The sequence below is a fragment of the Kitasatospora sp. NPDC088783 genome, from assembly GCF_044750705.1.
Lineage (GTDB): Bacteria > Actinomycetota > Actinomycetes > Streptomycetales > Streptomycetaceae > Kitasatospora > Kitasatospora fiedleri.
This window is the reverse complement of record NZ_JBIVKJ010000010.1, coordinates 111,344-123,347: the sequence shown is the minus strand read 5'-3', so window position 1 is coordinate 123,347 and position 12,004 is coordinate 111,344. Positions and strand designations below refer to the sequence as shown.

Here is a 12,004-nt window from a genome sequence, read left to right as displayed (position 1 = left end):
CACTCCGCCGGGGCCCGTCCGCCGAGGGGCGGTCAGTGCTCCTTGACCACCACGGTCCTGGCGCCCTTGTCGTGGAAGCACTGCTGGAGCGGCTTGTCCCACAGCAGGGACAGGCAGTTGACCAGCGAGAACAGGCCACCGACGACCGGGACCAGGTTCGGGCCGCCGTAGATGGCGGCCCGGGTCCAGAACTGGCCGTCGGCCGGGCGGCCGCCGCCGGCCGCGTCGACCACCCGGAGCCTGAGGACCTTCTTGCCGACGGTCTGGCCGTGCTGGGTCGTCAGCATGGCGCCCTCGTAGCCGACCACCACCACCGCGGCCAGCACGTAGTAGAGGAGCACGCCGGGGGAGATCAGGTTGACGATGATCAGCGGGACGATCAGGACCGCCACGTCGACCAGGCGGGCCAGGAAGCGGTCCACCGGGGCGGCCAGCACCCGGGTGCCGGGGGCGGCTTGCGCGCCGGGCGGCGGGGTCGGGCCGAGCCAGCCCGACTGCCCGCCTTGCGCGTACTGGCCGTAGGGGTCCTTCGAGGGCTCGTAGCCGGGAGGTGTGTTGCTGCTCATGCGTACGACTCCAGCTCAACTGGTGGGAATCCTGGAGTTGTTGTACCGGTACCGGGGAGAGCTGGGAAGAATGATCGGATAATCGTTACTCAGCGCCAGCGGTAACGGAGCCGCAGCGAGTCCACCACCCGCTGGAACCGGGCCCGGTCCAGGGCGCACGCCTCGCGCCGCATCCCGCCGTCGCGGACCCGGAACACCCGGTCCAGCGCCACCCAGGAGTCCCGCCCGCTGCGGTCCCACGGGCCGGGGCCCAGCGGCACCCAGTCCCGGTCGTCGTCGTGGCCCTTGCTGGAGAGCATCACCGTCAGCAGCGAACCGCCCGCCTCCCGGGCCACCACCAGCACCGGCCGGTCCTTGCCCCGCCCGTCGTTCTCCTCGTACGGCACCCACGTCCAGACGATCTCGCCCGGGTCCGGGTCGCCGTCGTGGTCCGGCGCGTACTCGGTGCGCACCGCCCCCACCTGCTCGGCCCGGACCTCCACCGTGGCGTCCGGCCCGAACCGGCCCGGCTGCTCCTGCTGCTCGTTCAACTGATGCATGGCGGAAGGCTATCGACCGCCCCCGCGCCCCGGGACGTCAGGAGGAGCGCAGCCCGGCCGGGACCGCCGCGTGCAGGGCCGCCGCGAAGGCCGCCACCGCCGGGTGCGCGGCCCCGCCGGCCCGGAACGCGGTCCGGGTGCGCCGGTACAGCGGCAGCCGGGTCAGCGCCACGCCCGGCGGGCACCGGTCCACGCCCAACTGCGGCACCAGCGCCACCCCCTGGCCCACCGCCACCAGGGCCAGCTGGGCCGCGAAGTCGTCCACCAGGTGGCGCACCCGCGGCGCGAACCCGGCCGCCTGGCAGACCCGCTGCACCATCGCGTGGCACAGCGTCCCGGCCGGGGCGGTGATCCACGGGCTGTCCCGGTGCTCGGCCAGGGCGCCGCCGGAGCGGGCCGCCAGGTACAGCGGCTCGGCGAACACCGGGCCGGTCAGCGCGATCCCCTCCTCCGGCTCGCCCGGCACCAGGTCGTACTCGTGCACCAGCGCCACGTCCAGCTCGCCCGCCCGCAGCGCCCCGGCCACCGCCGCCGGGTCCACCTCGCTCACCATCGGCTCCAGCTCCGGGTGCCGGGCCGCCAGCTCGGCCAGCGCCGCCGGCACCAGGGCGCGCACCGCGGACGGGTAGGCGCCGATCCGCAGCGGCCCGGCCGGCCCGCTGCGGGCGTGCGCCAGCTCGGCGTCCGCCCGCTCCAGCAGCTCCAGCACCGCCTCGGTGTGCCGCACCAGGTTCCGCCCCGCCGGGGTCAGCGCCACCCGCCGCCCGGTCCGCTCCAGCAGCGGCACCCCCGCCTCCCGCTCCAGCACCGACAGCTGCTGGGACACCGCCGAAGGACTGAACGCCAGCGCCTCGGCGACCGCCGCGATCGTCCCCAGCCGGGCCAGTTCGCGCAGCAACCGCAGCCTTCGCACCTCGAGCATCGGCCCAGCTTACGAGAAGCATCGGAAATGTGAACTGGACCCGCACGGTCGCCGCCCGGCAGGCTTCCCCGCATGGAACTGCACGGCATCCACGTCCCGCTGGTCACGCCCTTCACCGCCGACGGCGCCGTCGCCCTCGACGCCCTGGAACGGCTCGCCCGCGACCTGCTCGCGGACGGCGCCGCCGGCCTGGTCGCCCTCGGCACCACCGGCGAACCCGGCTCGCTGACCACCGCCGAGCAGGACGCGGTGGTCGAGGTCTGCCGCCGGGCCTGCGACGCGCACGGCGCGCCGCTCACCGTCGGCGCCGGCCACGGCGGCACCGCCCGCACCGCCGAGGCACTGGCCGCCCTGGACGGCCGGGCCGACGCCGCGCTGGTCGCCGTCCCCGCCTTCGTCCGGCCCGGCGAGGCCGGCGTCCTGGCCCACTTCCGGGCCCTCGCCGCGACCAGCCCGCTGCCGCTGGTGGTCTACCACATCCCGTACCGCACCGGTCAGCCGCTGGGCGCCGCCGCCCTGCTGGACCTGCTCGCGCTGCCCGGCGTGGCCGGAGTCAAGTACTCGGCCGGCGGCATCGACGAGCAGACGATCGCGCTGCTGGCCGCCGCCCCGCGCGGCGTGCTGGCCGGCGACGACCTGTTCCTCTCCCCGCTGCTGGCCCTCGGCGCCGACGGCGGCATCCTGGCCTCCGCCCACCTGGAGACCGCCCGGTTCGCCGCCCTGCACCGGGCCTGGGCGGACGGCGACGCGGCCCGCGCCCGCACCCTCGGCGCCGAACTCGCCGAGGTCTCCCGGTCGGCCTTCACCGGGCCGAACCCGACCGCGCTCAAGGCGCTGCTGCACCGCGCCGGACGCATCCCGACGCCCGCGGTGCGGCTGCCGCTGCTCGCGCACGCCTGAGAACCGCGCGACCACGCGCAGGATTTCCGGTGGGCGGGCACCTGCGCAGGAGGGATTTCCGCCTCGGACGGGAAGCGTTCACGCTTTGGGACGCCCCCGCCGGAACCCGCCCTGACAAGGCATGATGGGCCGGGACAACCGGCCCAACCGGTAGCAGGAGGAGAGACGGATGAGGATCGGCATCGTAGGTGCCACCGGTCAGGTCGGCGGCGTGGTCCGCGAGATCCTGGCGGAGCGGGCCGACTTGAACGGTCCATTGGGCCCGGTCGAGCAGCTGCGGCTGTTCGCCTCGGCCCGCTCGGCGGGGCGCGCCCTGCCCTGGAAGGACACCGAGATCACCGTCGAGGACGCCGCCACGGCCGACTACAGCGGCCTGGACATCGTGATCTTCTCGGCGGGCGGCGCCACCTCCAAGGCGCTGGCCCCCGAGGTCGCCGCCGCCGGAGCCGTCGTCATCGACAACTCCTCCGCCTGGCGCCGCGACCCCGAGGTCCCGCTGGTCGTCGCCGAGGTCAACCCCGAGGCGATCACCGAGCGCCCCAAGGGCATCATCGCCAACCCCAACTGCACCACCATGGCCGCGATGCCGGTGCTGCGCCCGCTGCACGAGGAGTCCGAGCTGGTCGCGCTGGTGGTCTCCACCTACCAGGCGGTCTCCGGCTCCGGCCTGGCCGGCGTCTCCGAGCTGCACGAGCAGGCCCGCAAGGTGGTCGACGGCGCCACCGCGCTGGTCCACGACGGCGCCGCCGTCGAGTACCCCGAGCCCGGCGTCTACCAGCGCCCGATCGCCTTCAACGTCGTCCCGCTCGCCGGGTCGATCGTCGACGACGGCAGCAACGAGACCGACGAGGAGCAGAAGCTCCGCCACGAGAGCCGCAAGATCCTCGGCATCCCCGGGCTCAAGGTCTCCGGCACCTGCGTGCGCGTCCCGGTCTTCACCGGCCACTCGCTCCAGGTCAACGCCCGCTTCGCCCGCCCGCTCGCCCCCGAGCGCGCCGTCGAGCTGCTGGCCGGCGCCCCCGGCGTCGCGCTGACCGACATCCCCACCCCGCTCCAGGCCGCCGGCCAGGACCCGAGCTACGTCGGCCGGATCCGGGCCGACGAGACGGTGGAGCACGGCCTGTCGCTGTTCCTGTCCAACGACAACCTGCGCAAGGGCGCGGCGCTCAACGCCGTGCAGATCGCCGAGCTGGTCGCCGCCGAGCTGCGCGGCTGACCCCGGCGCCCCCGCCCCGACGGGCCCCCGGGCACCCGCCCGGGGGCCCGTCGCGTCCGCGGGCCGCGGCCCCTCGCGCCCGCGGCCGGGCTCACCGGCCCGGGTGCGACTCCGGCGCGTCGACCCGCAGCGGCAGCACCTCCGACAGGGCGCTCCCCGTCCACTTGTCGCCCGGCGCGTACCACTGGAACGCGCCCGGGCCGCGCACCGGCACGTTCAGCGACAGCAGCCCGTCGGCGTCCGTGCCGGTGCTGGCCAGGGTGCTCCAGGTGCTGCTGCCGGCCGGCCGGAACTGCAGGTAGGCGGTGGTGCCCTGCTGGGGCACCTCGGCGTCGCGGTCCCAGTCCGCGCGCCGCAGGCGCCCCCGGACGGTGACCGCCTCGCCCACCGCCGCCCGGGCCGGGACCACCGACGCCAGGTCGAACCCGGCGGTGCGCTTGAGCGAGAAACCGGCGGCGTTCTTCGACACGTACCGGTCGCCGTCGGCGGCCCGGATCCGCAGGTCGACGAACCAGGTCCCGGCCTGGTCGTCGAAGAGCGCCCGCGAGCCGGCCGCGATCACCGCCTCACCGCTGCACCGGGCCGTGGTCCCGGCCGCGTCCAGCGGGACGCAGGACATCGGGCCGACCTTCAACGTCCCGTAGTTGGGCCCCCACAGGCCGATCGGGTCCACCGCGCGGATGCCCGAGCGGTCGCTCGCCGTCACCTCCACCGGGACGGAGCGGGTCTCGGCCGGGCCCAGCTCGACCGTGCGGCCGTGGTTGACCACCACCGACACCAGCTCGGTGTCCCCGCTGGAGGTCTCCGGCGAGGTCGCCGGGACCAGGACGACCGCCACCGCCCCGATCGCCGCCACCGCGCACAGCACCACCGCACTCTTCCGCACGGTGTCCCAGTATCCAGGGTCGGCGCGCGGCGGGCGCGGCGCGGTTCGGCGGGCGGACGGAGGGGAAAGGTGTGCCCAACGGTCGCCGGGCCGCCGGGCGGCGCCCCACCGCCGGGGCCCGGGCCGAGGAGGAGGTGCCGGAGATGGACCGCTGCGTCGTCCTGGTCGACGCGGGCTACCTGCTGGGCGCGGCCGCCAGCCTGCTCGCGGGGGAGCCCGGCCGGGCCCGGATCGCCGTCGACCACCCGGTGCTGATCACCGCGCTGCGCGAGCGCGCCGAGACGGAGACCGGCCTGCCGCTGCTGCGGATCTACTGGTTCGACGCCGCCGTCGACCGCCGCCCCGCCCCCGAGCACCGCCGGCTGCGGGTACTGCCCCGGGTCACCGTCCGGCTGGGCGCGCTCACCCGGGCCGAGGGCCGGTGGGTGCAGAAGGGCGTGGACGCCGCGATGCACGCCGAACTCAGCGAACTCGCCCGCAACCACGCCTGCGCCGACGTGGTGCTGGTCACCGGGGACGGCGACCTGCTGCCCGGCGTCGCCTCCGCCAAGGAGCACGGCGTCGCCGTCCACCTGTGGGCGCTGGAGGCCGCCGACGGGGACTTCAACCAGTCCGAGGAACTGGTCGGCGAGGCCGACGAGCGCCGGGTGCTGGACCGCGCCTGGATCCAGCGCTGGGCCCGCCCCCGGGAGGCCGCCGCCGAGCCGGTCGCCCCCGTCGCGGTGCTGCCCGCCGCACCCCGGCCCCGCCCCGTCCCGCTGCTGCCCGCCGCCGCGGCCGTCCCCGCACCCGCCGCCGCGACGGCCGCCGCGACGGCCGCCCGCAGCGCCCCGCTGCGGGTCATCCCCACCCCCAAGGACCTGGCCGGACGCGCCGCCCCCGGCCCGCCCCCCGACCCCGCCCCGGCCGCCGCCGGCCCGGTGCTGCGCTGGTCCTCCGAGCGCGGCTGGGTCGAGCGCGCCGACACCGCCACCGCCGCCGACGCGCTGCCCACCCTGGACCGGATCACCACCTCCGCCCAGCGCTGGGCCGACCGCGAGGAGGACATCACCAGCGTCGGCGGCGACCCGCAGGAGGTCGGCCAGGTCTTCGCCCGCCGCTGGCTCGACCGCCTCGCCGCCACCGAGCGCCCCGCCCTGCTGTGGACCGACCACCCGCGCATCCCGCACCGCCTGGACGGCGAACTGCTGCGCTACGCCGCCCGGTTCGGCCTGCTCGCGCACAAGGAGGACCAGATCGACGAGCAGGACAGGTACGCCATCCGGGAGGGCTTCTGGAAGGAGCTCGCCGCCCGCGTCCCCGACACCCGGCCCACCGCGCAGGCCCGGCAGGACAGCTGACGCCCGGGCCGACTTGCCCACCCCGCGTGTCCGGAACGCCCTTTACGGCGCGTAGAGTCTTCCGTCGTGAGCAAGGCACCTCAGGGCTGCTGCACGGTCAGCGGCCTGGTCAAGACCTACCGGACGGGCGGCACCGAGGTCAGGGCCAACGACGGCATCGACCTCGCCGTCCGCCGCGGTGAGGTCTTCGGCCTGCTCGGACCCAACGGCGCCGGCAAGTCCACCCTGGTGCGCCAGCTCACCGGCCTGCTCCGCCCCGACGCCGGGACGGTCGACCTGCTCGGCCACGACGTCGTCCGGCACCCCGAACGGGCCGCCCGGCTGCTCGGCTACCTCGGGCAGGAGTCCACCGCCCTCGACGAGCTCACCGTCGCCCTGGCCGCCGAGACCACCGGCCGGCTGCGCGGCCTGTCCCGGGCCGCCGCCCGGGCCGAGACCGCCGAGGTGATCACCGAACTCGGCCTCGAACCGCTCGCCCACCGCCCGCTCGCCAAACTCTCCGGCGGCCAGCGCCGGCTCGCCTGCTTCGCCGCCGTCCTGATCGGCGAACGCCCGCTGCTGGTCCTGGACGAACCCACCACCGGCATGGACCCGCTCGCCCGCCGCGCCGTCTGGAGCGCCGTCGACCGCCGCCGCGCCGAACGCGGCACCACCGTGCTGCTGGTCACCCACAACGTCATCGAGGCCGAGACCGTCCTCGACCGGGTCGCCGTGATCGACGCCGGCAAGGTCATCGCCTGCGACACGCCCGGCGGCCTCAAGGCCCTGGTCGACGGCCACGTCCGGCTCGACCTGGTCTGGCGCACCGACGCCCCGCTGACCGTCCCCGCCGTCGCCGCCCTCGCCGAGCGCGCCGAACGCACCGGCCGCCGCTGGACCCTGCGCACCACCCCCGACGAGGCCCGCGAACTGGTCGCCGCCGTCACCACCGGACCCGCCTTCGCCGCCCTCGACGACTTCACCCTCGCCACCCCCACCCTGGAGGACGCCTACCTCCGGCTCGGCGGCCGGCCCGGAGGACTCGCCCGATGACCCTGCTCGACGCCCCCGCCGTCACCACCGCGCCCGCGCCGCTCGCCCCCGCCGCCCGGCTGCTGCCCGCGCTGGCCGCCGTCTACCGGGCCCAGCTGGCCCGCGCCAAGGTCTCCCGGATCCCGCTGCTGTTCGTCGCCACCTTCCAGTCGATCGGCATCCTGGTGATGATGCGCGGCGTCGTCGACGCCGGCGACAACCCCTCCGCGCACGCCGTGGTGGCCGGCTCCGCCGTCCTGGTGGTCGCCTTCGTCGCGCTCAACCTGCTCGCCCAGTACTTCGGCCGGCTGCGCGCCACCGGCGGCCTCGACCACTACGCGACCCTGCCGGTGCCGCCCGCCTCCGTGGTGCTCGGCACCGCCGCCGCCTACGCCTCCTTCACCGTGCCCGGGGTCTTCGTCACCGCCGGCGCCGGCTGCTGGATGTTCGGACTGCCCCTCGCCCGGCTGTGGGTCCTGCTCGCGGTGATCCCGCTCGCCGGCGCCGCGCTGGCCGGCCTCGGCGCCGCCCTCGGCCTGCTCGCCCCCCGCCAGGAGCTCGCCACCCTCGCCGGACAGCTCGGCATGTCCGCCGCCCTGCTGCTCGGCGTCCTGCCCGCCTCCCGGCTCCCCGAGCCGGTCCGGTGGCTGCGCGACCTGCTGCCCTCCAGCTACGGCGTCGACGCCTTCGCGCTCACCTTCGCCCCGCACCCCGACTGGGCCCGGATCACCCTCGACCTCGGCGTCTGCGGCGCGGTCGGCCTGGTCTCGCTCACCCTCGCCACCTGGGCGTACCGGCGCGCCGCGAGCTGACCCGGCCGGGACGGGGGGCGGGACACCGCCCGGCCGGCGGGTGGGTCGTTCGCCGTGGTCGTTGTCCCGTCGAGATCGACATCCGCCCGGGCCGACATGAAACGATGGGCCCGTGACCGTACCGAACACACCCGCGGGTAGCTCGCCCGGGCCGGACCCCTTCGCCCCGCCCTTCCCGCCGCAGCCGTCCGACCGCGCGAAGCGGCCGCCGATCGGCCCCGAACTGCGGATCGGAGCGATCATCACCCTCGTCGGAGCGGTCCTCGGCGTGGTGCTCGGCCTGCTCTGGTTCTGGCTCGCCCCCCGGGTCGGCTACGCCGTCCAGGACGACCACATCCTCTACCGGGACCCGGAGGGCGAGGAGCTGATCGGCGCGGTCGGCGTCTTCTCGCTGCTCGGCCTCGGCCTCGGCCTGCTCACCTCGCTCGGCGCCTTCCTGTGGACCCGCGCCCGCGGCGGCGGTGTCGCCGTCGCCGTCGGCCTGGCCGTCGGCGGCCTGCTCGGCTCGGTGATCGCCTGGCAGCTCGGCACCCACCTCGGTGCCACCTCCGACCTGCGCGCCCACGCGCTGTCCGTCGGCAACGGCGGCACCTTCGACGGGCCGCTGGAGCTCACCGCGAAGGGGGCGCTGATGGTCTGGCCGATGACGGCCATGATCCTGCTGCTCGCCCTCTCCGCGACGTTCGGCAAGCGCGAGCCGGACCGCCCCCCGTACTGGGAGACCCCGGGGCCGGTGCCGGGGCCGCCCCCGGCCGACCGGGCCTGAGCCCCGGCCCCCGGGCTCCCGGGGTTCACTTCCGCGCGATGGGGGCGGTCAGCGCGTCGGTGAGGCGGACCAGGTCGGCCGGGGCGAGTTCGACCTCGGTGCCGCGGCGGCCGGCGGAGACGAAGACGGTGGGGTGGGCGAGGACGCCGGAGTCGATGACGGTGCGCAGCCTGCGGCGCTGGCCGAGCGGGGAGATGCCGCCGACCACGTAGCCGGTGGAGCGCTCGGCGGCGGCCGGGTCGGCCATGGCGGCGCGCTTGGCGCCGAGCGCGGCGGCCAGCGCCTTGAGGTCGAGCCGGCCGGAGACCGGGACGACGGCGACGGCGAGGGTGCCGTCGGTCTCGGCGAGCAGGGTCTTGAACACCCGGCCGGGGGAGACGCCCATCGCCTCGGCGGCCTCCGCGCCGTAGGAGGCGGCGGCCGGGTCGTGGGCGTACTCGTGGACGGTGAACGGGACGCCGGCGGTGTCGAGGGCGACGGTGGCGGGGGTGCCGCCGGGGGACTTCTTCTTGGCCACGGAGGTCCTCAGTTGGGGCTGAACGCCTGGCGGGTGAGTTCGGCGGCGGGCAGCGAGGGGAGTTTCGCGAGCACCGCGCTCTCGTGCCGGAGCAGGGCGAGTTCGCGGGTCAGGCGCTGGGCGGTGTCGGGGCAGGCGAGGAGTTCCTGCTTGTCCTTGGTGGAGAGCGAGGTGGCGGCGGCGACCAGGTAGGAGAGCACCTGCGGGTCGTCGGGGAGCTCGGGTTCGCCGCTGAGGGTGGCCTCGCGGGCCCCGGCCAGCCGCTTCTGGTAGGTGCGGAAGGCGCGTTCGACGCCGGCGGCGAGCGCGCCGGAGCCCTCGCCCGGCTCCTCGGGGAGCACCGAGACCTCGCCGACCAGGTAGGGGCCGGTGGCGTCGAGGGCGCGCAGCCGGAACCGGGTGGTGCCGGTGATCAGCAGTTCGTACCGGCCCTCGGGCTGCTCGCGGACGGAGGCGACGTCGGCGACGCAGCCGACCGCGTACAGGGCGTCCAGCGGATCGCCGCCGGGGGCGCCGAGGCCCTCCAGCGGGCCCGCCGGGCCCTCGCTCTCGCGGACCGGGGTGGTTCCCCGGCCGTCCTTGACGGCGACCACGCCGAAGCGGCGCGGTGCGTCCTCGGGCTGTTCCAGGAGATCGGCGACCAGGTGGCGGTAGCGCTCCTCGAAGACGTGCAGGGGCATCACCAGGCCCGGGTACAGGACCGTGTTGAGCGGGAAGAGCGGGAGCCGATCAGTCACGGCGGACAGCGTAGTTGGCGGCGGGCCGCCGCCGCGCCGCGGTTCGCTCGCGGCCGGGGGCGTCAGCCGCGCTGGAGCAGCCGGGTGACGCCGGCCACGGCGGTGGTGGCGAGCACCCAGCCGGTCAGCACCAGGGCGGTGGCGACCCACTGGCCGGTGCGGTCCGGGTTCCAGCCGTTCTGGCCGAGGTCGATCAGCGGGAGGACCTTGCCGGCCGCGTACAGGGCCGGGTTCCAGACCACCTTCTCGTCGGCCTTGAGCGGCGCGGGCTCGTGCCCGGCGAAGTACGCGGTGCCCAGTGCCCAGGCCAGCACCAGCCAGGCGGCGGCCCGGCCGGGGCGGTAGCCGTAGCCGACGGCGGCGTCCTGGAGGTGGCCCCAGATCCGGCCGGGCAGCGGCAGGGTGTGCCGGCGGCGGCGCTGCTTGGCGTGCAGGACGGCGCGGGCGTCCTCGTCGGCGCCGTCGCGGCGCAGGGCGGCGGCGAGCTGCTCGTACGCCTCGGGGCGGAACTCCCGGCCGGAGTCGACCCAGGCGATCCGGCGCTCCAGCGGGAAGGGGCCGACGGGGCGCAGCGACTCGTAGGTGAAGCCGGTGAGCGAGACGTGGTGCGCGGTGGGCCAGGCGTCGGGCGAGTCGACCAGGTTGCCGATCCGGGCCCGGTTGAGGGTGACCGGGCCGGTGGGCGGGGCGTCGCAGGCGAAGCGGAGTTCGGGGGTCTGGATCCGGCTGAGCGCGAGTTCCTCGCCTGGGCCGAGGTGGAACTCGGCACCGGTGATCAGGCAGGCGTTGTCGAAGCGCCCGTCGGAGAGCCGGATCCGGCCCCGGGCGCGGAACGGGGTGTGGGTGGTGTCCCGGTAGTGCCCGGTGCCCGCGGGCTCCCCGTAGCCGGAGCCGTAGACGGTGCGCGAGCCGGCCCAGTTGGCGTCCTCCGAGCCGGACAGGTACAGGGTGTGGCCGACGGTGATCCGGGCCGCGTTGAGCGCGTTCGGGTTGTCCGGGCCAACGGCCCGCAGCGAGCTGCCGCGCAGCGAGAGCCGGCCGCCGATCCGGGCCGAGCGCAGGCTCAGCTCGCCGAGCAGCTCGATCCGTTCGGCCTCGCAGTCCTGGTTGACGGTGAGCCCGTCGGCGGAGACCGCCCGCCCGTACGCGTCGGGGCCGACGGCGGACTGGTTGAGCAGCAGGTCGGTGCCGATCCGGGCGTCGGTGAGCCGGATGCCGCCGGGTATGCCGCAGCGGGCGAGGTGCACGTCGCCCTCGGTGGCCAGCCGGGAGCCCTCCAGCCGGGGCAGGGCGCAGGAGACGATCCGCAGGGTGCCGGCGGTGGCCTCGGAGAGCAGCAGCTTGCGTTCGAAGCGGCAGAGCTGGAACTCGACGTAGCAGCCGATCCGGCCGCCGGCCAGGGTGAACTCGCCGGTGATCCGGGCGCCGGTGAGCTTGAGCGCGGTGACCTTGCCGGGGGCGGCCTCCGGGCCGTGCAGCAGCAGCCGGGCGATCACCTCGGCGCGGACGGTGCGCTCCGGGCCCCACGGCGCGCCGGTGAACGGGTCGTCCGGGCCGTGGCCGGGGCCGTCCGCCCCCGCCGGGCGGACGGCCCGCCCGGCGGGGGCGGGGAGCAGCAGCTCGACCGGGCCGCTCCCGGCCCGCAGGTCGTACACCTCGCCGTGCCGGAAGGCGTCCCACAGGCCGCGCTCGGTGTCGGTCCAGTCGTCCGGTGCCTGCTCCACCGCGTCCCCCGATGATCTTGGTCTCGTCTCACCCTTCGTATCACGGACTGAAATGCCGGGCTGCCGGT

13 protein-coding genes are annotated in these 12,004 nt (G+C 76.1%); 6 read left to right on the top strand and 7 right to left on the bottom strand.

The window, feature by feature from the left end:
• Nucleotides 1-32: 32 nt before the first annotated feature.
• The 3 genes from ACIP60_RS26145 to ACIP60_RS26135 form a co-directional block, all read right to left on the bottom strand.
• Complete coding sequence (locus ACIP60_RS26145; RefSeq protein ID WP_400688354.1) at nucleotides 33-566, bottom strand: RDD family protein; 534 nt, start codon at nucleotides 564-566, stop codon at nucleotides 33-35.
• A gap of 89 nt (nucleotides 567-655) precedes the next feature.
• Nucleotides 656-1,105 (bottom strand): type II toxin-antitoxin system PemK/MazF family toxin, encoded by a 450-nt coding sequence (locus tag ACIP60_RS26140; RefSeq protein ID WP_400688352.1) that lies wholly within the window; start codon nucleotides 1,103-1,105, stop codon nucleotides 656-658.
• Nucleotides 1,106-1,142: 37 nt separating this feature from the next.
• Nucleotides 1,143-2,027, bottom strand: a complete 885-nt coding sequence (locus ACIP60_RS26135) for a LysR family transcriptional regulator (RefSeq protein ID WP_100835771.1) — start codon at nucleotides 2,025-2,027, stop codon at nucleotides 1,143-1,145.
• Nucleotides 2,028-2,099: 72 nt separating this feature from the next.
• Between ACIP60_RS26135 and ACIP60_RS26130 the strand changes: the two genes are divergently transcribed.
• The gene (locus ACIP60_RS26130) at nucleotides 2,100-2,927 is read left to right on the top strand and encodes a dihydrodipicolinate synthase family protein (protein ID WP_400688350.1); all 828 of its coding nucleotides are present in this window, start codon (nucleotides 2,100-2,102) and stop codon (nucleotides 2,925-2,927) included.
• Nucleotides 2,928-3,096: 169 nt separating this feature from the next.
• Entirely contained in the window at nucleotides 3,097-4,143 is a 1,047-nt protein-coding gene (locus ACIP60_RS26125; protein ID WP_400688348.1) for an aspartate-semialdehyde dehydrogenase, read from the top strand.
• Nucleotides 4,144-4,234: 91 nt separating this feature from the next.
• Here the strand turns inward: ACIP60_RS26125 and ACIP60_RS26120 are convergent, their stop codons facing one another.
• Nucleotides 4,235-5,029, bottom strand: coding sequence for a hypothetical protein (locus ACIP60_RS26120; RefSeq protein ID WP_400688346.1), 795 nt, complete (start codon nucleotides 5,027-5,029; stop codon nucleotides 4,235-4,237).
• A 143-nt stretch (nucleotides 5,030-5,172) separates the two neighbouring features.
• On the opposite strand from ACIP60_RS26120, the gene ACIP60_RS26115 reads away from it, so the two are divergent.
• The 4 genes from ACIP60_RS26115 to ACIP60_RS26100 all read left to right on the top strand — a co-directional run bounded on the left by ACIP60_RS26115 (nucleotide 5,173) and on the right by ACIP60_RS26100 (nucleotide 8,958).
• Nucleotides 5,173-6,369, top strand: a complete 1,197-nt coding sequence (locus ACIP60_RS26115) for an NYN domain-containing protein (protein ID WP_400688627.1) — start codon at nucleotides 5,173-5,175, stop codon at nucleotides 6,367-6,369.
• Nucleotides 6,370-6,435: 66 nt separating this feature from the next.
• Complete coding sequence (locus tag ACIP60_RS26110; RefSeq protein ID WP_400688344.1) at nucleotides 6,436-7,401, top strand: ABC transporter ATP-binding protein; 966 nt, start codon at nucleotides 6,436-6,438, stop codon at nucleotides 7,399-7,401.
• Nucleotides 7,398-8,192, top strand: a complete 795-nt coding sequence (locus tag ACIP60_RS26105; protein ID WP_400688342.1) for an ABC transporter permease — start codon at nucleotides 7,398-7,400, stop codon at nucleotides 8,190-8,192. Before ACIP60_RS26110 ends, ACIP60_RS26105 begins: the two co-directional genes overlap by 4 nt.
• Nucleotides 8,193-8,304: 112 nt before the next feature.
• Complete coding sequence (locus ACIP60_RS26100; protein WP_400688340.1) at nucleotides 8,305-8,958, top strand: DUF2567 domain-containing protein; 654 nt, start codon at nucleotides 8,305-8,307, stop codon at nucleotides 8,956-8,958.
• Nucleotides 8,959-8,983: 25 nt separating this feature from the next.
• Here ACIP60_RS26100 and ybaK read toward each other — a convergent pair whose 3' ends face one another.
• From ybaK to ACIP60_RS26085, 3 genes are all read right to left on the bottom strand, one after another.
• Nucleotides 8,984-9,475: a Cys-tRNA(Pro) deacylase gene (ybaK, locus tag ACIP60_RS26095; protein ID WP_400688337.1), complete on the bottom strand. Its 492-nt coding sequence runs from the start codon at nucleotides 9,473-9,475 to the stop codon at nucleotides 8,984-8,986.
• Nucleotides 9,476-9,483: 8 nt separating this feature from the next.
• The gene (locus tag ACIP60_RS26090; RefSeq protein WP_400688335.1) at nucleotides 9,484-10,212 is read right to left on the bottom strand and encodes an LON peptidase substrate-binding domain-containing protein; all 729 of its coding nucleotides are present in this window, start codon (nucleotides 10,210-10,212) and stop codon (nucleotides 9,484-9,486) included.
• A gap of 62 nt (nucleotides 10,213-10,274) precedes the next feature.
• Nucleotides 10,275-11,936, bottom strand: a complete 1,662-nt coding sequence (locus ACIP60_RS26085) for an oxidoreductase (RefSeq protein WP_400688333.1) — start codon at nucleotides 11,934-11,936, stop codon at nucleotides 10,275-10,277.
• Nucleotides 11,937-12,004 lie beyond the last annotated feature (68 nt).